General features: G+C 72.5%; 21 protein-coding genes and 1 pseudogene. 11 read left to right on the plus strand and 11 right to left on the minus strand.

The genetic code is table 11. The features are described from left to right. Nucleotides 1-56: 56 nt before the first annotated feature. Together sucB and lpdA are read right to left on the minus strand one after the other, a co-directional pair. Nucleotides 57-1,859, minus strand: a complete 1,803-nt coding sequence (sucB, locus tag N8J89_RS09145; protein ID WP_283663903.1) for a 2-oxoglutarate dehydrogenase, E2 component, dihydrolipoamide succinyltransferase — start codon at nucleotides 1,857-1,859, stop codon at nucleotides 57-59. A gap of 53 nt (nucleotides 1,860-1,912) precedes the next feature. Continuing rightward, the gene (lpdA, locus tag N8J89_RS09150; RefSeq protein ID WP_283663904.1) at nucleotides 1,913-3,286 is read right to left on the minus strand and encodes a dihydrolipoyl dehydrogenase; all 1,374 of its coding nucleotides are present in this window, start codon (nucleotides 3,284-3,286) and stop codon (nucleotides 1,913-1,915) included. Nucleotides 3,287-3,533: 247 nt separating this feature from the next. On the opposite strand from lpdA, the gene N8J89_RS09155 reads away from it, so the two are divergent. Continuing rightward, nucleotides 3,534-3,878, plus strand: coding sequence for an oxidoreductase (locus N8J89_RS09155; RefSeq protein ID WP_283663905.1), 345 nt, complete (start codon nucleotides 3,534-3,536; stop codon nucleotides 3,876-3,878). Further along, nucleotides 3,879-4,289, plus strand: a complete 411-nt coding sequence (locus N8J89_RS09160) for a hypothetical protein (RefSeq protein WP_283663906.1) — start codon at nucleotides 3,879-3,881, stop codon at nucleotides 4,287-4,289. A 447-nt stretch (nucleotides 4,290-4,736) separates the two neighbouring features. Here the strand turns inward: N8J89_RS09160 and N8J89_RS09165 are convergent, their stop codons facing one another. Next, nucleotides 4,737-6,233, minus strand: coding sequence for a leucyl aminopeptidase (locus tag N8J89_RS09165; protein ID WP_283663907.1), 1,497 nt, complete (start codon nucleotides 6,231-6,233; stop codon nucleotides 4,737-4,739). Nucleotides 6,234-6,436: 203 nt separating this feature from the next. Between N8J89_RS09165 and N8J89_RS09170 the strand changes: the two genes are divergently transcribed. From N8J89_RS09170 to N8J89_RS09185, 4 genes are all read left to right on the plus strand, one after another. Continuing rightward, nucleotides 6,437-7,687 (plus strand): APC family permease, encoded by a 1,251-nt coding sequence (locus tag N8J89_RS09170; protein ID WP_283663908.1) that lies wholly within the window; start codon nucleotides 6,437-6,439, stop codon nucleotides 7,685-7,687. A gap of 10 nt (nucleotides 7,688-7,697) precedes the next feature. Further along, nucleotides 7,698-8,804, plus strand: coding sequence for a glycine cleavage system aminomethyltransferase GcvT (gene gcvT / locus N8J89_RS09175; protein ID WP_283663909.1), 1,107 nt, complete (start codon nucleotides 7,698-7,700; stop codon nucleotides 8,802-8,804). Beyond that, the gene (locus N8J89_RS09180; RefSeq protein WP_502868431.1) at nucleotides 8,801-9,472 is read left to right on the plus strand and encodes a ribonuclease FAU-1 family protein; all 672 of its coding nucleotides are present in this window, start codon (nucleotides 8,801-8,803) and stop codon (nucleotides 9,470-9,472) included. Before gcvT ends, N8J89_RS09180 begins: the two co-directional genes overlap by 4 nt. A gap of 105 nt (nucleotides 9,473-9,577) precedes the next feature. After that, entirely contained in the window at nucleotides 9,578-10,675 is a 1,098-nt protein-coding gene (locus N8J89_RS09185; RefSeq protein WP_283663910.1) for a branched-chain amino acid aminotransferase, read from the plus strand. On the opposite strand, the gene N8J89_RS09190 is transcribed toward N8J89_RS09185, so the two are convergent. Next, the gene (locus N8J89_RS09190; RefSeq protein ID WP_283663911.1) at nucleotides 10,672-11,520 is read right to left on the minus strand and encodes a LysR family transcriptional regulator; all 849 of its coding nucleotides are present in this window, start codon (nucleotides 11,518-11,520) and stop codon (nucleotides 10,672-10,674) included. The genes N8J89_RS09185 and N8J89_RS09190 overlap by 4 nt on opposite strands. Nucleotides 11,521-11,589: 69 nt before the next feature. Between N8J89_RS09190 and N8J89_RS09195 the strand changes: the two genes are divergently transcribed. Continuing rightward, complete coding sequence (locus N8J89_RS09195; RefSeq protein WP_283663912.1) at nucleotides 11,590-12,480, plus strand: EamA family transporter; 891 nt, start codon at nucleotides 11,590-11,592, stop codon at nucleotides 12,478-12,480. Here the strand turns inward: N8J89_RS09195 and cobS are convergent. From cobS to cobU, 3 genes and pseudogenes are all read right to left on the minus strand, one after another. After that, nucleotides 12,440-13,186, minus strand: coding sequence for an adenosylcobinamide-GDP ribazoletransferase (cobS, locus tag N8J89_RS09200; protein ID WP_283663913.1), 747 nt, complete (start codon nucleotides 13,184-13,186; stop codon nucleotides 12,440-12,442). The two genes, N8J89_RS09195 and cobS, sit on opposite strands and share 41 nt — an antisense overlap. A gap of 319 nt (nucleotides 13,187-13,505) precedes the next feature. After that, nucleotides 13,506-14,573: pseudogene (cobT, locus tag N8J89_RS09205) on the minus strand (nicotinate-nucleotide--dimethylbenzimidazole phosphoribosyltransferase); the annotation flags it as partial. Between the two features lie 14 nt (nucleotides 14,574-14,587). Next, the gene (gene cobU, locus N8J89_RS09210; protein ID WP_283663914.1) at nucleotides 14,588-15,127 is read right to left on the minus strand and encodes a bifunctional adenosylcobinamide kinase/adenosylcobinamide-phosphate guanylyltransferase; all 540 of its coding nucleotides are present in this window, start codon (nucleotides 15,125-15,127) and stop codon (nucleotides 14,588-14,590) included. Nucleotides 15,128-15,175: 48 nt separating this feature from the next. On the opposite strand from cobU, the gene N8J89_RS09215 reads away from it, so the two are divergent. Further along, nucleotides 15,176-15,376: a hypothetical protein gene (locus N8J89_RS09215; protein ID WP_252486660.1), complete on the plus strand. Its 201-nt coding sequence runs from the start codon at nucleotides 15,176-15,178 to the stop codon at nucleotides 15,374-15,376. A gap of 20 nt (nucleotides 15,377-15,396) precedes the next feature. On the opposite strand, the gene N8J89_RS09220 is transcribed toward N8J89_RS09215, so the two are convergent. Next, nucleotides 15,397-16,383: an aldo/keto reductase family protein gene (locus tag N8J89_RS09220; RefSeq protein ID WP_283663915.1), complete on the minus strand. Its 987-nt coding sequence runs from the start codon at nucleotides 16,381-16,383 to the stop codon at nucleotides 15,397-15,399. 53 nt (nucleotides 16,384-16,436) lie between these two features. After that, nucleotides 16,437-17,072 (minus strand): DUF3043 domain-containing protein, encoded by a 636-nt coding sequence (locus tag N8J89_RS09225; protein WP_283663916.1) that lies wholly within the window; start codon nucleotides 17,070-17,072, stop codon nucleotides 16,437-16,439. A gap of 49 nt (nucleotides 17,073-17,121) precedes the next feature. Here N8J89_RS09225 and N8J89_RS09230 point away from each other — a divergent pair, with 49 nt between their 5' ends. Together N8J89_RS09230 and N8J89_RS09235 are read left to right on the plus strand one after the other, a co-directional pair. After that, complete coding sequence (locus N8J89_RS09230; RefSeq protein WP_283663917.1) at nucleotides 17,122-18,258, plus strand: glycerate kinase family protein; 1,137 nt, start codon at nucleotides 17,122-17,124, stop codon at nucleotides 18,256-18,258. 104 nt (nucleotides 18,259-18,362) lie between these two features. After that, nucleotides 18,363-18,725 carry a HesB/IscA family protein gene (locus tag N8J89_RS09235; protein WP_252486656.1) on the plus strand — a complete coding sequence of 121 codons (363 nt, stop codon included), beginning with the start codon at nucleotides 18,363-18,365 and terminating at the stop codon, nucleotides 18,723-18,725. 73 nt (nucleotides 18,726-18,798) lie between these two features. On the opposite strand, the gene N8J89_RS09240 is transcribed toward N8J89_RS09235, so the two are convergent. Next, nucleotides 18,799-18,972, minus strand: coding sequence for a hypothetical protein (locus tag N8J89_RS09240; protein ID WP_283663918.1), 174 nt, complete (start codon nucleotides 18,970-18,972; stop codon nucleotides 18,799-18,801). A 171-nt stretch (nucleotides 18,973-19,143) separates the two neighbouring features. Between N8J89_RS09240 and N8J89_RS09245 the strand changes: the two genes are divergently transcribed. Beyond that, nucleotides 19,144-20,082, plus strand: a complete 939-nt coding sequence (locus N8J89_RS09245) for a carbohydrate kinase family protein (protein ID WP_283666128.1) — start codon at nucleotides 19,144-19,146, stop codon at nucleotides 20,080-20,082. On the opposite strand, the gene N8J89_RS09250 is transcribed toward N8J89_RS09245, so the two are convergent. Next, the gene (locus N8J89_RS09250) at nucleotides 20,072-20,263 is read right to left on the minus strand and encodes a hypothetical protein (protein WP_283663919.1); all 192 of its coding nucleotides are present in this window, start codon (nucleotides 20,261-20,263) and stop codon (nucleotides 20,072-20,074) included. The genes N8J89_RS09245 and N8J89_RS09250 overlap by 11 nt on opposite strands. Nucleotides 20,264-20,274 lie beyond the last annotated feature (11 nt).

Genomic DNA, 20,274 nt, shown 5'->3' on the forward strand with positions numbered 1-20,274 from the left:
GCCGAGGGGCCTCGCCGCGATGTGCGGCGAGGCCCCTCAGTGGTGTTCGTGTCGCGTCAGAGACCCAGGTCGGCCTCGAACGCGCCGTCCTCCAGGCGCTGCTTGACCGCGGTCAGGAACCGGGCCGCGTCCGCGCCGTCGACCAGCCGGTGGTCGTAGGACAGGGCCAGGTAGACCATGGAGCGGATGGCGATGGTGTCGCCACCGGCCTCGTCGGTCACCACGACCGCGCGCTTGACCACGCTGCCGGTGCCCAGGATGCCCACCTGCGGCTGGTTGATGATCGGCGTGTCGAACAGCGCGCCCCGGCTGCCGGTGTTGGTCAGCGTGAAGGTGCCGCCGCTGAGCTCGTCCGGGGAGATCTTGCTGCGCCGGGTGCGGTCGGCCACGTCGGCGATCTTGCGGGCCAGGCCCGCGATGTTCAGATCGCCCGCGTCGTGGATGACCGGGACCATCAGGCCCTTCTCGGTGTCCACCGCGATCACCAGGTGCTCGGCGCCGTGGTAGGTGACCTCGTTGGACTCGGCGTTGATCGAGGCGTTGAGCTTCGGGTGCTGCTTGAGCGCCTCGACGGCGGCCTTGGCGAAGAACGGCAGGAACGAGAGCTTCACGCCCTCCCGCGCCTCGAACGCGCCCTTGGCCCGCGCGCGCAGCCGGGCGATCTTGGTGACGTCCACCTCGACCACCGTGGTCAGCTGCGCGGAGGTCTGCAGCGACTCGACCATCCGGCGGGCGATGACCTGGCGCGGCCTGGTCATCTTCACCGTCTTGCCGCGCAGCTCGGCCTCTGGCGTGCTGGCCGGTGCGGCCGCCCTCGGCGCCGAGCCGGAGCTCGCGGCCGGAGCCGGAGCCGCCGGAGCGGGCTTGGCGGCTTCCGCGGCGGCGGCCTTGGCGGCCTCGACCGCGGCGAGCACGTCCTGCTTGCGGATCCGGCCGCCGACCCCACTGCCCTTGAGCGAGCCCAGGTCGACCTTGTGCTCGGCGGCGAGCTTGCGGACCAGCGGGGTGACGTAGGGCGCCTCGCCGTTGCTCTCCTCAGCCGAGGGGGCCTGCGGAGCCGGCGCGGACTGCTGCGGCGCGGGGGCCTGAGCGCTCTGCTGCGGAGCCGGGGCCTGCTGCTGGGGAGCCTGCTGCTGCGGGGCCGGAGCCTGCTGCGGGGCGGACTCCTGCTGCTGCTCCTGCTGCGGGGCCGGGGCGGGCGCGCTCTGCTGCTGCGCGGGCTCGCCGCTGCCGATCACCGCGAGCTGGGCGCCGACGTCGACCGTCTCGTCCTCGCCGACGTTGATCTCCAGCAGGGTCCCGGCCACCGGGGACGGGATCTCGGTGTCGACCTTGTCGGTGGAGACCTCGAGCAGCGGCTCGTCCACGTCGACGGAGTCGCCGACCTGCTTGAGCCACCGGGTCACGGTGCCCTCGGTGACGGACTCGCCGAGCGCGGGCATGGCCACCGGGGTGCCCTCCGCCGCGCCGCCGCCGGACGGGGCCGACTGCTGCTGCTCCGGCTCGGGCGCCGGGGCGGACTGCTGCTGCTGGGCGGGCTCTGGCTCCGGTGCGGGCTGCTCGGACGGGGCGGCCGACGGCTGCTCGGCGGCGGGCGCCGGGGCGGAGTCGCCACCGCCGTCCCCGTCGCCGATGACCGCCAGCTCGGCGCCCACGTCCACGGTCTCGTCCTCGTTCACGACGATGCGCTGCAGCACACCGGCGGCAGGGGAGGGGATCTCGGTGTCCACCTTGTCGGTGGAGACCTCAAGCAAGGGCTCGTCGACCTCAACGGTGTCGCCGACCTGCTTCAGCCACCGGGTGACAGTGCCCTCCGTGACGCTCTCGCCGAGCGCCGGCATCTGGACGGAGAAGGCCATCTTTCGCTAGCTCCTCGTGCTTGTGCTCACTGGGTTTGCCTCGCGCCGATCGATCAGCCGTGCGCGTGCAGCGGCTTGCCGGCCAGGGCGAGGTGTGCCTCGCCGAGGGCTTCGTTCTGGGTCGGGTGCGCGTGCACCAGGGGGGCCACGTCGTCAGCGTATGCCTCCCAGTTGTAGATCAGCTGCGCCTCGCCGATCAGTTCGCCGACCCGCGAACCGACCAGGTGCAGCCCGACCACGGGGCCGTCGGTGGCCTTGACCAACTTGATGGCGCCCTTGGTCTTGAGGATCTGGGACTTGCCGTTGCCCGCGAGGTCGTAGATGACGGTCTCGACGGAACCGTACTTCTCCTTGGCCTGGGCCTCGGTGAGGCCGACCGAGGCGACCTCGGGCTCGCAGTAGGTGACGCGGGGGATCCCGGCCTCGTCGATCGGCTTCGGGTTGAGCCCGGCGATCTGCTCGGCGACGAGGATGCCCTGCTGGAAGCCGCGGTGGGCCAGCTGCAGGCCCGGCACCAGGTCGCCGACCGCGTACACGTTCGGCAGGTTGGTGCGCAGGTACTCGTCGGTGAGCACGAAGCCGCGGTCCATCTTGACCCCGGCCTCCTCGTAGCCGTGGCCCGCGCTGTTCGGGCCGCGGCCGACCGCGACCAGCAGCAGGTCGGCGTCGAGCTGCTCACCGGACTCCAGGGTGATCGACACCGAGGAGTCGGTCTGGGTGGCGCCGGTGAACCGGACGCCGGTCTTGAACTTGATGCCGCGGCGGCGGAAGGCCCGCTCGACCTGCTTGGAGCAGAACTCGTCCTCGGCGGGCACCAGGCGGGGCAGGGCCTCCACGATGGTGACCTCGGCGCCGAAGGAGCGCCACACGCTGGCGAACTCCACGCCGATCACGCCGCCGCCGAGCACGACGACCTTCTCCGGCACGAAGTCCAGGTTGAGCGCCTGGTCGCTGGTCATGACCCGGCCGCCGATCTCCAGACCGGGCAGCGAGCGGGCGTAGGAGCCGGTGGCGAGCACCACGTTCTTGCCGGTGTAGCGCTGGCCGTCCACCACCACGGTGTTCGGCGCCTCGAAGGTGCCGGCGCCTTCGACCACGGTCACGCCCTTGCGCGACTTGAACATCCCGGCCAGGCCCTTGTACAGGTTGCCGACCACGGTGTCCTTGTAGGTGTTGACCCCGGCGATGTCGATGCCCTCAAGGCTGGCCTTGACACCGAACTGGTCGCTCTCCCTGGCCATGTCGGCCACCTCAGCCGCGTGCAGCAGCGCCTTGGTCGGGATGCAGCCGCGGTGCAGGCAGGTGCCACCGAGCTTGTCCTTCTCGACCAGGATCACGGACAGGCCGAGCTGGCTCGCGCGCAGCGCGCAGGCGTAGCCGCCCGAGCCGCCGCCAAGGATCACGAGGTCGGCGGAGGTGTCGGTCACTTCGATCTCCTCATGGAGGCATCGTTTGCTGGGCGTTCTCTGGTGCCGACAACGCCGGTTCAGCGCGACGGGCATCCGCCATCTTGTCACCATGTCAGGGGTGCTCGCGACGCGGGATACCTACATCTCAGTACGCATGTCCTGGGTCACGCTGGGTGGATCATCGAGGCGGAGTTTCGCCCGGAATGTGACGTCCGCCTGACATCTGGCCTGGCAAGATCGGTGGCTGGAGCGAAGGAGGTGCGCGGTGGGCCTGTTCGACCGTTTCCGCCGCAAGGAGCGACCCGGCCAGCTGCGGTCGGCCTCGAACGCCGACACCGCCCACCTGGAAGCGTGGGCGGCGGCCCGGCACGGCGTCGAGGCGTACCTGGAACCCAAGACCACGGTGACCGAGACCACTGTCGTGTTCATCGCACACGACGGCGAGTGGACCCGGCGGCGCATCTCCGGGTTCGACGCCGCGCAGAAACTCGCCCGGAAATTGAAGATTCCGATGTACGAGGCCAACAAGGTCGGCTATCCACAGCGGATGCGCGACTACACCGCACGACAGCGCGCGCAGCAGCGCCGCGACGGGAAGGCGTCAGGCTAGGTGTCCACTTTCCTCGACCGACTCGCCGGAGTGGCCCAGGAACCCCTGTTCCTGGACCCGGCCGACCGCGCCCGCGAGCAGCGCGAGAACACCTGGTGGCTGACCACCGACGAGGCCGAGCGCGCCCACCTGGACACCACGACTCTGGTCGCGGTGCTCTCGGAACTGGCGGGCCGCCTTGCCGAGCGCGCGGTCGCTCAGCTTGCCGCGGCTCCGGTCACTTTTTATGCCTGGTACGAGGAGCTGGCTCGGCAGTTGCGGTGCTCTACCGGGTCTTGCGCGCCTTCAGAGCTGCCGTTTCCTGGCCGGGTGGTGCCGGTTACGGCGGAGACCGTGGTGTCGGCGTTCCTTGGGGAGAAGGAGCCGGATGACCGCGACGCGGTTGCCGCGTGGGTCGTGCCGCTGATCTGAGCTGTGACATTGGCGCGCTCCGCGCGCGGGATTTTTTCGCTCCTGAGTCGCCTTGTCGTGTGCCCGCCGCACGCGAAGCAAGCTTCGGATGCGTCGGGCACACGACAAGGCGACGCGAAAAAATCAACCCCACCGCGAGGTGAAGAGCCCGCCGTGTCGCTGCGCGCCACGCCTCTTTCGCAACGAGTTGTCGCGGTGGGATGGGGGCTCGGCGGAGTGTTGGCCGTTGTCGTACGGGGTGTTGGCCAAGTGGTGGTGGGGGTTACTTGTCGCGGGAGAGGCGTGGCGCGCCAGCGACACGGCGGGCTCTTGACCCTGCGACGGGTGTGATTTTTCGCGTCGTGCGTTCGTGCCCCCGACACACCGAAGCTTGCTTCGGGGGTGTGGCGGGGGCACGAACGCACGACTCAGGAGCGAAAAATCCCGCGCGCGGAGCGCGCCAATGTGTCAGCCGTTCTCAGCGATGTCGGCCAGCACAGCCGCCAGGGTCCGGACCGGAACGCCCGTGCCACCCTTCGGCGTGTAACCGTGCGGCCCGCTGGAGTTGTAGGCCGGGCCCGCGATGTCCAGGTGGGCCCACTGCACGCCCTCCGGCACGAACTCGCGCAGGAAGATGCCCGCGGTCAGCATGCCGCCCCAGCGGTGGCCGGAGACGTTGGCCAGGTCGGCCAGGCGGGAGTCCAGGTCGGCGCGGAGCTCCTCCGGCAGGGGCATGGCCCAGCCGCCCTCGCCGGTGGCGCGGGCGATGCCGGCCACCCGGTCGCGGAACTCGTCGCTGCCCATGATGCCCGCGGTGCGCCTGCCCAGGGCGACCACCTGGGCGCCGGTCAGGGTGGAGGTCTCGATCAGGTAGTCCGGGTTGTCCTCGCCGGCCCGCACGATGGCGTCGGCCAGGATGAGGCGGCCCTCGGCGTCGGTGTTGAGCACCTCGACGGTCTTGCCGCCGTACATGGTCAGCACGTCGCCGGGGCGGTAGGCGGTGCCGGAGGGCATGTTCTCCGCCATCGGCACGGTCGCGGTGACCTCCAGCGGGTACTTCAGCTTGGCCGCCAGCACCACGGTGGCCACCACCGCGGCCGCGCCGCCCATGTCCATGGTCATCTCGTCCATGCCGGGCGCGGGCTTGATCGAGATGCCGCCGGTGTCGAAGGTGATGCCCTTGCCGACCAGGGCGACCTTCTTCTTCGCCTTCGGGCCCTGGTAGCTCAGCCGCACCAGCCGCGGCGGGCGGGAGGAACCGCCGCCGACGCCGAGCACGCCGCCGAAGCCGCCCTTGCGCAGCGCCTTCTCGTCCAGCACCTCGACGGTGAGGCCGACGGCCTCGGCGAGCTGGACCGCGCGCTCGGCGAAGGAGGCCGGGTACAGGTCGTTGGGCGGGGTGTTGACGAAGTCGCGGGCGGTGGTGACCGCCTCGGCGATCGCGGTGTTGGCCTTGAGCACGGCCTTGGCGTGCTTGTCCTTGGCGTCGGCGACCAGGAAGTCGGCCTTGGCCAGCGGCGCCTTGCCCGCGTCGGACTTGTAGCCGGTGAAGGCGTACGCGCCGAGCACGACACCCTCCACCGCGGCGCCCAGGTCCACAGTGGACAGCGTCACGGTCGCCTTGGCCACCCCGGCCAGCGCGCGGGCGGCCACCCCGGCGGCCCTGCGGACCTGCTCGCTGCTCGGGCCGTCCTGCCCGGCGGCGATCGCGCCGAGGCCGACCGCGACCACCAGCGGGGCGGTCAGCGCGCCGCGGGCGGGCAGCTTGACGAGTTCATCGGCCTTGCCGGTGGCGCCGAGAGCGCTCAACAGGGTGCTCAGCTCGCCGTCGAACGCGGCGTCGACCTGCTCGGCGCCCGGCGCGAGGAGCACGCCGTCGGATCCCTGGACGGTGCCGATGACCACCGCGTCGGTCGCGACGGACTTGGGATCGCTGTCGATCAGCGCAAGCTTGGGCGCGGTCACGTGTGCTCCTTAATCCCGTCCCGCCCGAGCTGCGCGTGTCGAGGTCGGCGACGGCGTGTGTTCGTCGTTGTCGCGGCAAGCGGTTTCTTGGCCGCCGGCCCGGTGTAGTTCCCTGGGTCAGTGTTGCCGAAGGCTAATCCGAGTGGGCTATCCGCCCCCAAGGCGGCTATCGCTCTTTAATACAGTCCGAATACTGTGTGTCGGTGGCATTGGACGTACAGCGAGCATCGCGGGCCGGATCCGGTCACGCGGTCGGCGTGCCCGACCTGGTGGTGCTCGGCCTCGGCGGCATGCTCGGCGCGGGCGCCTTCGTGGGGCTGGCCCCGGCTGCCGAGGCGGCCGGCCGCTGGCTGCTGGTCGGCGTGCTGCTCGCGGCGCTGGCGGCATTGTGCAGTGCGTTCTCCACTTCTGACCAGTCCGCCGCCTACGTGGGCTACGGCAGCGGTTATGCCTGCACCAAGGAGCACCTGGGCCGCTGGCCGGGCAGGCTGGCCGGCACCGGGCTGCTGGTCGGCAAGCTCGCCTCGCTGGCCGCGGTGGCCGGGGCCTTCGGCGCGTACCTGATGCCGGCGCGGCCCTGGGTGGCCGCGGTGACGGTGATCGTGCTGGCCGCGGCGCTCGGCTCGGCGAACCTGGCCACCCCGCGCTGGGTGAGCTGGGCGGTCACCGGGTTCGTGGTCGCGGTGCTGGTCGTGGTGATCATCGTCTGCTTCACCGTGCCACCACCCGAACAGGTGGTTCCGGTGAGCGGTCAGCCGGGCGCGGACAACCCGCGGATGCTGCTCACCGCGGGCTCGGTGGTGTTCTTCGGCCTGATCGGCTTCGAGCGGATCACCTCGCCCGCGGACGGCCGCGCCTACCCGCAGCGCAAGGTGCGCCTGGCCATCCCGTTCGTGATCGGCCTCGGCGCGCTGCTCTACCTGCTGCTCGGCTGGGCCACGCTGCGCCAGCTCGGCTCGGCCCGGCTGGCGCTCTCGCCGGCCCCGCTGCGGGACGCGGTGGTGGCCGCCGACGGCGCGGTGCTGCTGCCACTGATCAGCGCGGCCGCCGCGGTGGCGCTGGGCGCGATGGCGCTGATCGTCAGCGTGGACCTGCGCCGCGCGCTGCTCTCGCTGTCCAGGAACCGTGAGCTCCCGCTGGGCCTGAGCAAGTCGCCGTGGCGGGCGCAGCTGCTGGCCGCCGCGGGCGCGGGCGGGCTGGTGCTGCTGCTCAGCCCGGAGATCGCCCTCCAGTTCGCGGCCTGCTGCCTGCTCACCTACTACGCCTTCACCAACGCCGCGGCCCGGCTGCTGCTGGTGGAGGACCGCACCTGGCCGATGCGCACCGCCTGCCTGGGCCTTGGCCTGTCCGTGGTGCTGCTGATGAGCCTGCCTCCGGTGCTGTTGCTGGCGACGCTGGTCACGGTCGTGGCTGGATCCTGCGTCGCCGCCATGATCACCCGGCAATGGCGGTAACTTCCCCCTTGTGACTGACACCCCGTTGCGCACCAGCCCCCTGCACGAGTCACACCGTGCCCTCGGCGCCACCTTCGCGCCGTTCGGCGGCTGGGAGATGCCGATCCAGTACACCGACGGCGGCGTGGTCGCCGAGCACACCGCGGTGCGCGAGGCGGTCGGCGTCTTCGACGTCTCGCACCTGGGCAAGGCCCTGGTCGCCGGTCCCGGCGCGGCCGAGTTCGTCAACGCCAGCCTGTCCAACGACCTGGGCCGGATCGCACCCGGCAAGGCCCAGTACACGCTGTGCTGCACCGACTCCGGCGGCGTGGTGGACGACCTGATCGCCTACCTGGTCTCGCCGGAGGAGGTGTTCCTGGTCCCGAACGCGGCCAACACCGCCAAGGTGGTCGAGCTGCTGGTGGCCGCCGCCCCCGAGGGCGTCACGGTGACCGGCCAGCACGACGGCTTCGCGGTGCTCGCGGTGCAGGGCCCGAAGTCCGCCGAGGTGCTCGCCGAGCTCGGCCTGCCCAGCGACATGGACTACATGGCCTTCGCCGACGCGGACTGGAATGGCCGCACGGTGCGGATCTGCCGCACCGGCTACACCGGCGAGCACGGCTACGAGCTGATCCCGGCCTGGGACGACGCCCCCGCGCTGTGGGCGAAGCTGCTGGAGGTCGCGGCTGAGCACGGCGGCCGGGCCTGTGGCCTCGGCGCCAGGGACACCCTGCGCACCGAGATGGGCTACCCGCTGCACGGCCAGGACCTGTCCCTGGAGATCAGCCCGGTGCAGGCCGGTTCCGGCTGGGCGGTGGGCTGGAAGAAGCCCGCGTTCTGGGGCCGCGAGGCGCTGACCGCCGAGCGCGCCAACGGCCCGGCCCGCAAGCTGTTCGGCCTGCGCGCGCTGGACCGGGGCGTGCCCAGGGCCGGGATGACCGTGCTCAGCGGCGGCGCGAAGGTCGGCGAGACCACCTCCGGCACGTTCTCCCCGACCCTGAAGACCGGCATCGCGCTGGCCCTGCTGGACACCTCGGCCGGACTGGAGCCCGGCGCCGAGGTCACCCTGGACGTCCGGGGCCGCTCGCTGCGCTGCGAGGTCGTGAAGCCCCCGTTCGTGGACTCGCACGTCCGGTGACCCGCACCCAGCCGCCACCCGAGTCGGTGACCATGACCTGGCAGCCCGGCGACGAGGTCCTCTACCGCTTCCGCCGCCTGGACGGCAGCCTCGGCTCGGTCACCCCGGCCAGGGTGCTCCGCGATGACGGCGCCCAGCTGGTCTGCTGGATCCCGGACGGCACCAGGGTCCGCGCCACCCGGCTGGCCGACGGCCGCCACCAGCGCGAGGCCCCGCTGTCCGAGCGCTTCCGGATCCCGCGGATCCCGGTGCTCTCCAGCTGGCACGGCCACTCCAACCTGCGTCTGGTGGACGAGCACGCCTGGTCCAGCGTGTGGTGGTTCTTCAACGCCGACGGCAGCTTCCGGCACTGGTACGTCAACCTGGAGCTGCCGATGGGCCGGGGCGCGGACTACGTGGACCGGGTGGACGGGGTGCTCGACGTGGTGGTCGAGCCGGACCTGACCTGGTGCTGGAAGGACGAGGACGAGGCGGAGGAGGCGGTCGCCGCCGGACTGTTCAGTGTGGCCCAGATGGGCCGGCTGCGGGCCGAGGGCGAGCGGATGATCGCGCTGGCCGAACAGGGCGCGTTCCCCTTCGACGGCAGCTGGTGCGACTTCACCCCCGGTGCGGGGTGGCCGGCGCCGGTGCTGCCCGCGGACCTCGCCGAGGGCCTGCCCGCGGTGTGAGACGTCAGTCCACCCGGCCGGAATGGCCGGGTGGACTGAACAGTAGGTCGTCCGACCATTGGGATGACGATGGTCGGGGGCAACACGAAGTACTACGCTGCTGCCATGACGTCAACGGTGTCGTTCACCCGTAGCCTGAACCCCCAGCCCGCGTCTGGGGAGCGGCGGGCCGAGATCCTGGCCAAGCCCGGTTTCGGTCAGTACTTCACCGACCACATGGTCACCATCCGCTGGAACCCCGAGCAGGGCTGGCACGACGCGGCGGTGGTGCCCTACGGCAGCATCCCGCTCGACCCGGCGGCCATGGTGCTGCACTACGGGCAGGCGATCTTCGAGGGCCTCAAGGCCTACCGCCAGCCGGACGGCTCGATCGCCTCGTTCCGGCCGGAGGCCAACGCGGCCCGGCTGCGCGCCTCGGCGCAGCGGCTGGCCATGCCGGAGCTGCCGGACGAGCTGTTCCTCGGCTCGGTGCGCGAACTGCTCGACGTCGACAAGGCATGGGTGCCCACCGCGCAGGACGAGTCGCTGTACCTGCGGCCGTTCCTGTTCGCCACCGAGGCGGGCCTGGGTGTGCGCCCGGCCAAGGAGTACCTGTACGTGCTGATCGCCTCCCCGGCCGGCGCCTACTTCGCCGGTGGGGTCCGGCCGGTGAGCGTGTGGCTGTGCACCGAGTACGTGCGCGCCTCGCCCGGCGGCACCGGCGCGGCCAAGTTCGCCGGCAACTACGCCGCGTCCCTGCTCGCCCAGGCCCAGGCCGCGGAGCAGGGCTGCGACCAGGTGGTGTGGCTGGACGCGGTGGAGCGCCGGTGGGTGGAGGAGATGGGCGGGATGAACCTGTTCTTCGTCCTCGGCGAGGGCGAGAACGCCCGCGTGGTCACCCCGGAGCTCAGCGGCGCGCTGCTGCCCGGCATCACCCGCGACTCGCTGCTGACCCTGGCCGCCGACCTGGGTTACGCGGTGGAGGAGCGGCGGTTCTCCACCGAGGAGTGGGAGAAGAAGGTCGACTCCGGCGAGCTGACCGAGGTCTTCGCCTGCGGCACCGCCGCGGTGATCACGCCGGTCGGCCGGGTCAAGCACGCCGGTGGCGAGTTCCTGGTCAACGGGGGCGAGCCGGGCGAGCTGACCATGAAGCTGCGGGCCGCGCTGACCGGCATCCAGACCGGCGGGACCGACGCGCACGGCTGGATGACCAAGCTCGGCTAACCGCGGACGATCTCCCTGGTGAGCGCGAGGAACTCGGCGAGCCGCGGGTGCCGGTGCTCGGCGGGCCAGGCCAGGTGCACCGTCACCGGCGGCACCCCGGACAGCGGCACGTAGGCCACGCCCGCGTGCATGTGGTGGTGCCGGGTGCCGTCCGCGGTGACGCCGACGGCCCGGCCCGCCGCGATCACGGTGAGCCACTCGTCCACGTTGTGCACCCGCACGGTCTCCCCCGGTGGCGCGTCCGGCGGCCACAGCTCGGGGGTGGTGGTGCCGGAGAGCTCGTTGCGCGCCAGCGGCAGTCCGCTCAGCTCGCGCAGGGTCAGCTCGGACCGGGTGGCCAGCGGGTGGTCGGCGGCCACCGCGGCGAAGCGGGCCTCGGTGTAGAGCGCGGCGCTGTCCAGCCGCGGGTCGTCGAGCTGGTGCCGGAGCAGGGCCACGTCCACCTCGCCCCGGCTCAGGCCGGCGGTCCGCTCGTCGAACCGGCGGATCTCCAGCGGCACCTCGGGCCGCCGCTCCCGCCAGGCGCGCAGGATCGCGGTGGTGTGCGGACCGGCCGCGGCCCAGGCGTAACCCAGGCGCAGTGGTGGTTCCGGGCCGGGGTCGAGGGCGGCGGCCACCGCGGCGAGCACTGCGCGGGCCTTGCCCGCGAACGCTTCCCCGTCGGCGGTCAGTCGCAGGTGCCGGGTGGAGCGGTCCACCAGTCGCCGGCCGAGCCGCTGCTCCAGCTGGCCGAGGGTGCGCGAGACCGCGGGCTGGGTGAGGTGCAGCCGCGCGGCGGCCGCGGTCACCGAGCCCTCCTCCGCGATGGCCAGGAAGCACCGGAAGTGACGCAGCTCGACGTCCATTACCGCCAAGCATAACCGCTGCGTGATAAGCATTTCCGGGTTCGCCGCCGGCTACCTAGGCTCAGTGCCGTGACCGCGACCCTGGCCCCGGCCGACCAGCTCGGCGCCCGCCTGCACGGGGTGGCGCTGATCCTGGTCGGGATGAGCTCGGTGCAGTTCTCCGCCGCGCTGGCGGTGAGCCTGTACCCGGCGCTGGGCCCGCTCGGCGTGGTCACCCTCCGCCTGGCCGGCGCGGCCGTGCTGCTGCTGGCGCTGGCCCGCCCGGCGCTGCGCGGCCGCTCCCGCCGCGACTGGCGGACCATCACGCTGTTCGGCCTGGTGATGGCCGTGATGAACGTCTGCGTCTACCTGTCCATCCAGCGCCTGCCGCTGGGCGCGGCGATCACCTTCGAGTTCCTCGGCCCGCTGACCCTGGCGCTGGCCCTGTCCCGCCGCAAGCTCGACTTCCTCTGGGCCGCGCTGGCCGGCGCCGGCGTCCTGCTGCTGGGCAGCGGCCTGGACGGTGCGGACGCGGTAGGCGTGCTGTTCGCGCTGGCCGGCGCGGCCTGCTGGGCGGCCTACATCCTGCTCACCCGCCACCTGGGCCAGGCATTCAGCGGCATGGAGGGCCTGGCGCTGGGCGCGGCGGTGGGCGCGGTCGCGGTGCTGCCACTGGGGATCAGCGCGGCCGGGGCTGAGCTGGTGCGGCCGGGGAACCTGGCGCTGGGCCTGCTGGTGGGGCTGCTGGCCTCGGCGGTGCCGTACTCGATGGACCTGCTCGCGCTGCGCCGGCTGCCCGCCGGGGCGTTCGGGATCATGATGAGCCTGAACCCGGCACTGGCCGCACTGGCCGGGTTCCTGGTGCTGGGACAGGAGCTGGGCTGGTGGCAGCTGGCCGCGATCGGGCTGGTGGTGCTGGCCAGCGCGGGCGCGACCGCCGCTAGCGGAACGCGGCGAGCGCGAGCACCAGCAGCACGGTGATCTCCGCCGCCGCGCCCAGCACGTCCCCGGTGACCCCGCCGAACCGCTTCCGCACGTGCCGCACCAGCAGCAGCACCACGCCCACCGCCAGCAGCACCCCGATCGGCCCGAGCCAGGGCCGGTCGTAGGTGGCGGCCGCGGCGGCCACGGTGAGGAACGCGGTCCAGGCGATCGGCACCGCGACCGGCTGGGAGCCCGCGACCAGCGCCCCCAGTCCCTCGGGCCGGGCGGCGGGCACGCCGTGGCGGCAGCACCAGGCGAAGGCGGCGCGGCCGGCGGCCAGCGCGACCACCACCGCGCCCCAGCGCCCGGTCCCGGCGATCGCGGACAGGCTCACCGCCTGCGCGCCCAGCACCACGATCAGGGTGACCACGGCGAACGGGCCAGCGGAGCCGTCCCGCATGACCGCGAGGGCGCGCTCCGGCGGGCCGTAGCAGCCGAGGCCGTCGGCGGTGTCGGCCAGGCCGTCCAGGTGCATGCCGCGGGTGGCCAGCGCGAGCAGGCCGACCACCAGCAGACCCGCGAGCAGACCGGGAGCGCCCAGCCAGGTCAGGGCGAACAGGACCGCGGTGGCCGCCGCGCCGAGCAGCAGACCGGCGAGGGGGGCCACCGCGATCGCGGTGCGGGCCACGGCGGCGTCGACCGGGCCGGTGCGCACCGGCAGCACGGTGAGCCAGGACAGCGCCAGGCGGAGGCCGGCGGTCATTGGGCAGCGTCAGGGCCGGGCGGCCCGGGGCGGCCGGGCACGGTGGTGTGGCTGGGCGACTCGGGGCGGCCGGGCTCCGGGGTGTGGCTGGGCGTCACAGGTCTTCCGGCGGGGCGACCGTGATGGCGGGGGCGGCCGGGGGCGCGGCGCGGTAGGACGTGTCGGCCGGGCTGTCGCGGGGTTCGTCAGCCGCCTGGGTGGCGGTGTGGCCGTGCCCGTAGCCGTAGCTGGCCGCGCTGGTGTCCGGCGTGCCGTCACTGGCCGCCTTGGCGACCGTGGCGGCCAGGCCCGCGGCGGTGGCGGCCACCGCTTCGACCGCGGGCGGCGTCAGCGGGGTGTCGCTCGGGCCGGAGATGCCCGCTTCCTCGAAGGTGGCCATCTCGGCCAGCACGCGGCCTGCCATGGTCAGCAGCGGCAGCGCGGCGACCGCGCCGGAGCCCTCGCCCAGGCGCAGCTTGAACTCCAGCAGCGGGGTGAGGTCCAGGTGTTCCAGCACGATCGAGTGGGCCGGTTCGACCGAGCGGTGGGCCGCCTGCCACCACTCGCGGGCGCCGGGGGCCAGTTCCTCGGCCACCATCGCGGCCGCGCCGACCACCACGCCGTCCAGCAGCACCGGGGTCTGCCGGATCGCCGCCTGGGCCAGGAAACCGGCCATCGCGGCGATGTCCGCGCCCGCGCTGGTGCGCAGCAGGCCGATCGGGTCGGCGCTGACCGGGCGGGCGCGGCGCAGCGCGTCCCGGATGGCGGCGGTCTTGCGCATCCAGCCGTGGTCGTCGATGCCGGTGCCGCGGCCGACCACGGCCACCGGCTCGCTGCCGGTCAGCGCGGCGATCAGCACCGCGGCGGGGGTGGTGTTGCCGATGCCCATGTCGCCCGCGATGAGCAGGTCCGCGCCCCGGTCCACCTCCTCGTCCGCGATCGCCCGGCCCGCGGCCAGCGCGGCCACCACCTCGGCGCTGCTGAGCGCATCCTCGCGGTCGATGACGCCGGAGGAACGGCGGATCTTGTGCCCGGACACCGACTCCGCGGTGTCGGCGTCCACCGACAGGTCCTCGACCCGGACGGTCGCGCCCGCGGTCTCGGCGAGCACGTTCACCGCGGCCGTGCCGGCCAGGAAGCCGCCGACCATCTGCGCGGTGACCTCGCTCGGGTAGGCCGAGACGCCGTGCCGGGCGATGCCGTGGTCCCCGGCGAAGACGACCACCCTCGGCCGGGTCAGCGGCCGCGGCGGGCACTCGCCCTGGCAGGCCGCCAGCCACACGCCGAGCTGCTCCAGCCTGCCCAGCGAACCGGCGGGTTTGGTCAGCTGCGCCTGGCGCGCCTCGGCGTCACGGCGGGCCTGCGCGTCCGGTGGCGCCACCGGCGGGAACTGGACAACCTCGTCCACTGGGGAAACCTCCGTCAGCGCAGCTTCAGCGGGACACCGGCGACGAGCAGCACAACCTCGTCGCACACCTCGGCGAGCCGGGCGTTCAGCCTGCCCAGCTCGTCACGGAAGAGCCTGCCAGAACGGGTCGCGGGCACGACGCCGAGGCCGACCTCCGCGGACACCAGCACCACCGGCGCGGCGCAGTCCGCCACCGCCGCGCGCAGCGCCTCGCCCCGCGCCCGCACCGGTGCCAGCGTCTCCGGACCGCCCTCCCAGGCTCCGGCGTCGTCCAGCAGGCCGGTCAGCCAGGTGGCCAGGTCGTCCACCAGGATCGGCGGATCTCCTTGTGTGGCTTGGGAAAGCAGCTCTGGCAGCTGCTCGCCGCACTCCACCGTGCGCCAGCTCGCCGGGCGGCGGCGCACGTGCTCGGCGATGCGGGCCTCCCAGTCCGCGTCGGCCGGATCGCGGCGGGCGGTGGCGACGTAGGTGGCGGCATCGGCGGGCAGCAGTCCTTCGGCGTGCGCGGACTTGCCGGAGCGCGCGCCGCCCAGCACCAGCGTGCGTCGCGTCACTGCTCGCTCCTCCTGCTCCGGCCTCGGCGATCACGTTACCGTTGCCGCATGGCGTACCGGTGGCGTTACGAGGACTCGGCTGGCAGCGCGGTGGACGGTCCGGCGCTGGAGTTCGCCGACCAGGACGAGGCCGAGGCCTGGTTCAGCGCGGAGTGGGCCGAGCTGGCCGAGGCCGGGATCGAGCAGGTCCGGCTCTTCGACGGCGAGGACGAGGTCTACGGGCCGATGAGCCTGCGCCCAGCCGACTAGCCGGGCGCAGACCCACGCGGCTAGGCGACGGCGGTGCGCCGCGGGTCGGTCTCCACGAACCCGTCCAGCACCTCGTCGATCTTCTTCAGCAGCTCGGGCTCCAGGGTGACCCCGGCCGCTTTGACGTTCTCCTGGACCTGCTCCGGCCGGGTCGCGCCGATGATCGCCGAGGCCACGTTCGGGTTCTGCAGGACCCAGGCCACCGCCAGCTGCGCCATGCTCAGCCCGGCCTCCTCGGCCAGCGGCCGCAGGTTCTGCACCGCGGTGAGCAGGTCATCGCGCAGGAACCGGCTGACAAAGCCGCCGCCCCGCTCATCGGTGGCCCGCGAACCGGCTGGCGGGGCCGCGCCCGGCTGGTACTTGCCGGTGAGCACGCCCTGCGCGATCGGCGACCAGACGATCTGGCTGAGGCCCTCCCGCTCGGAGGCGGGCACCACCTGGGACTCGATCACCCGCCACAGCATCGAGTACTGCGGCTGGTTGGACACGAACGGCACGTTCAGCTCACGGGCCAGCGCCGCGCCCCTGCTGATCTGCTCGGCGTTCCACTCCGAGACCCCGATGTAGAGCACCTTGCCCTGCCGCACCAGGTCGGCGAAGGCCAGCATGGTCTCCTCCAGCGGCACCGTGGTGTCGAACCGGTGCGCCTGGTACAGGTCCAGGTAGTCGGTGCCCAGCCGCTTCAGCGAACCGTGCGCCGCCTCCATGATGTGCTTGCGGCCCAGGCCCTTGTCGTTGGGCCCGCCGGGACCGGTCGGCCAGAAGACCTTGGTGAAGATCTCCAGGCCCTCCCGCCGCTGCCCGGCCAGCGCCCGGCCCAGCACCGACTCCGCGGCCGTGTTGGCGTAGACGTCGGCGGTGTCGAAGGTGGTGATGCCCGCGTCGAGAGCGGCCCGCACACACGCGTGCGCCTGCTCCTCCTCGACCTGGGAACCGTGGGTGATCCAGTTGCCGTACGAGATCTCGCTGACCGACAGGCCGCTGCGACCGAGACGTCGAAACTCCATAACGAAGATCCTAGGCGCGGTTCGTTCGCCCCGCTAAGGAGTTGGCTGACTGGTCAGACCGCGTCGCCGGGCTTCACCCTTGGCTTGGGCATGCGGAGCTTGCGGATCTGGGTGGCCCTGGTGAAGGCGTACCAGCCAAGGCCGAAGCCGCGGCTGGTGTCCTGCGGGAAGCGCTCGCGGACCTTCCTGGTCACCAGGCGGCCCAGCACCACGCCTTCGATGATCATCGACAGCAGCATGAACATGCAGAACAGGCTGGCGTACTGCTTGATCATCGGGGACGGGGTGAGGATGGAGACGAAGACGATGATGGCCAGCGGCATGAACAGGCCCATCAGGTTGCGCCGCGAGTCCACCAGGTCCCGCACGTACGCCCTGGCCGGGCCGCGGTCGCGGGGCATCAGGTAGGCGTCGTCGCCGGCGTTCATCCGCTCGCGGCGGATGGCCGCGGCCTTGCGCCGGTCCTCCTTGTTGCCCTTGGCGCGGCGCAGTGCCTCGCGCTGGGTGCGCGGCGGCGGCGGGACCGGTCCGCGCTTGCGCACCTCGGCCTCACGGCGCTTCGGCGTCGCCCGGCCCTTGCCCGGCGTGCGCGCCTTCTCGCCCTCGATGGGCTCGGCGATCTCGGCCGAGGACGCCTGCTCTTCGGGCGCCGTGGCTGACTCGGTGCTGTTGCGACGGAGGAACCTCACGCAAACAGGGTAGGGCAGGGGCAAAACGGGCCGAGTACCGTCCGCCGTTATGACGGACAACTCAGGGCGAGTGGTGCTCATCGCCCCTGACTGTTTCGGCGGGACCCTCACCGCGAACGAGGCGGCCGAGGCCATCGCCGAGGGGTGGCGGCGGGGTTCGCCCGCCGACCAGCTCCTCCTTCGTCCGCTCGCCGACGGCGGCCCCGGTTTCGTGGACGTGCTGCACACCGCCCTCGGGGGCGAGCTGCACACGGTCGAGGTCACCGGGCCGCGCGGCGAGCCGGTGACCGCCGTGTGGCTGGCGCACGAGGGCACCGCATACATCGAGTCCGCGCAGGCGGCGGGACTGCACCTGGTCCCCAAGGCCGAACGCGCGGCAGGCGCGGCCACCACCCGTGGGGTGGGTGAGCTGCTGCTGGACGCGGTGCGCGCCGGGATGCGCACCGCGGTGGTCGGGCTGGGCGGCTCGGCCACCACCGACGGCGGCGCGGGCCTGTTCGCCGCGCTGGGCGCGGGGCCGGTGGACGCGCTGGGCGCGCCGCTGCCCGACGGCGGCGCGGCGCTGGTGGACTGCGCGGGGCTGGCCGGTCGGCCGGACCTGGGTGAGCTGCGGCTGGTCGCCGCCTCCGACGTGGACAACCCGCTGCTCGGCCCGACCGGCGCGGCGCACGTCTTCGGCCCGCAGAAGGGCGCGAGCCCAGAAGAGGTCGAGCAGTTGGACCAGGCGCTGACCCGCTGGTCGGAGGTGCTGCTGGAGGAGCTGGACGCCGACGTCGCCGGGCTGGCCGGAGCGGGCGCGGCAGGCGGGCTGGGTGGCGCGCTGCTGGCGCTGGGCGCGACCGTGGACTCCGGCGCGGACCTGGTCCGGCGGCTCAGCCAGCTGGACGCGGCGCTGGACTCCGCGGGGCTGGTGCTCACCGGCGAGGGCAGCTTCGACTGGCAGTCCCTGCGCGGCAAGCTGGTCAGTCGGGTGGCCGCGGGCGCGGCCGAGCGCGGGGTGCCCTGCCTGGTGCTCGCCGGTCAGGTGAGCGTGGGCCGCCGCGAGGCCGGCGCGGCCGGGGTCGAGGAGTCGTACTCGGTCACCGAGCACGTCGGTTCGGTGGCCGAGGCGATGGCCGAACCGGCCGGTGGGCTGAGCGGTCTGGCCGAGCGCGTGGCCGGCCAGTGGCGGAGCCCACAGAACTAACGCGGAGACATTGCTGTGCAACCATAGGAGTACGGGAACATCCCGGCTCAGGGCTGCGTTGCAGCTACGGTACGGGCCCGAGCGCCGACCTCGTAGGGAGAACCATGACCGCCGAGAACACCACGGCGACCGAAGCGCAGACGCACGGCGTCACGCTGACCGACGCCGCTGCCAGCAAGGCGAAGGCGCTGCTCGACCAGGAGGGTCGAGACGACATGCACCTGCGCATCGCCGTCCAGCCTGGTGGCTGTGCCGGCCTGCGCTACCAGCTGTTCTTCGACGAGCGGACCCTCGATGGGGACGCCTTCCGTGACTTCGGCGGCCTCAAGGTCGCGGTGGACCGGATGAGCGTGCCCTACGTGGAAGGCGCCGTGATCGACTTCGTCGACACCATCGAGAAGCAGGGCTTCACCATCGACAACCCCAACGCCGGTGGCTCCTGCGCCTGTGGTGATTCTTTCCACTAGTTCTGCTGGTAGCCCAGGGGCGCGAAAAACGGGACCGCGGAGTTCTCCGCGGTCCTTTTTCGTGTCCGCGAGCTCAGGCGCCGTAGTCGTCCATATCGCGGACCTGCGCCGTGCACACCTCGTTGACCTGCCACGATGCCTGGTTCCGCGGCAATGGCAGCAGGTGCTCCGACGAGCGCAGGGCGGGCGGGATCTCGGCGCAGTCGTCGATCAGCTCAGCCAGGGTGCTGGCGTCCGGAATCGTCACATCGAGGACGTTAGGACCGCTGATTGATGTGCGACAGCCTTACCACCAAGTAGTCTTCGGCTCCGGCCGTCTGCGACCGGAATGGGTGACGATGGCCTACCAGCAGTCGTCTCATAGGGAGCGCAGTACGTGCCTGTCGCTGTGACTGGAAGCATCGCCACCGACCACCTGATGCACTTCCCCGGCCGGTTCACCGACCAACTGGTCGCCGACCGCCTGGACCGGGTGTCGCTGAGCTTCCTGGTGGATGACCTGACCGTCCGCCGTGGGGGAATCGCGGCCAACATCGCCTTCGGCATGGGCGTGCTCGGCTACTCGCCGGTCCTGGTCGGCGCGGTGGGCGCCGACTTCGCCGACTACCGCTCCTGGCTGGAGCGGCACGGTGTCGACTGCTCGGGCGTGCACACCTCGGAGGTGAAGCACACCGCCCGGTTCGTCTGCACCACCGACGACGACATGAACCAGATCGCCTCCTTCTACGCCGGTGCGATGGCCGAGGCCCGCAACATCGAGCTGGGCCCGATCATCGACAAGGTCGGCGGCCTCGAGCTGGTCCTGGTCAGCCCGAACGACCCGGAGGCCATGCTGCGGCACTCCGAGGAGTCCAGGCAGCGGGGCCTCGCCTTCGCCGCCGACCCCTCCCAGCAGCTGGCCAGGATGGACGGCGAGCAGGCCAAGCAGCTGGTCATCGGGGCGAAGTACCTGTTCACCAACGACTACGAGCTCCAGCTGCTGCTGCAGAAGACCGGCTGGTCCGAGGAAGAGGTCCTGGACCACGTCGAGCTGCGCATCACCACCCTCGGCGAGAAGGGCGTGGAGCTGGTCGGCAAGGGCCTGCCCGCCTCGCTGCACGTGCCCGCCGTGCCCGAGACGCACAAGGCCGACCCGACCGGCATCGGCGACGGCTTCCGCGCCGGTTTCCTGGCCGGCATCTCCGCCGGCCTGCCGCTGGAGCGGGCCGCGCAGCTCGGCTCGCTGATCGCGGTGCTGGTGCTGGAGGTGGACGGCCCGCAGGAGTGGGTCTTCGACCGCGAGTCCGCGCTGACCCGCCTCACCAGCGCCTACGGCGCGGACGCCGCCGCGGACATCGCCAAGGCGTTCAAGAACTAGTCAGCACTGCCTCCCGCATGTCGGCGAGGCGGGGCAGGAACTCCTCGGTCCGGCCGATCTGCGTGTGCAGGTCGGCCGGACCACTGTTGCCGAGGTCGGCCAGCAGCGCGGTGAACGCCTCGTCGCCGTCCCGGCCGAGGATGGTCAGCGCGCGGGCATAGGTCGCGACCAGCCAGAACACCGCCTCGCGGT

Source organism: Crossiella sp. CA-258035, from assembly GCF_030064675.1.
Lineage (GTDB): Bacteria > Actinomycetota > Actinomycetes > Mycobacteriales > Pseudonocardiaceae > Crossiella.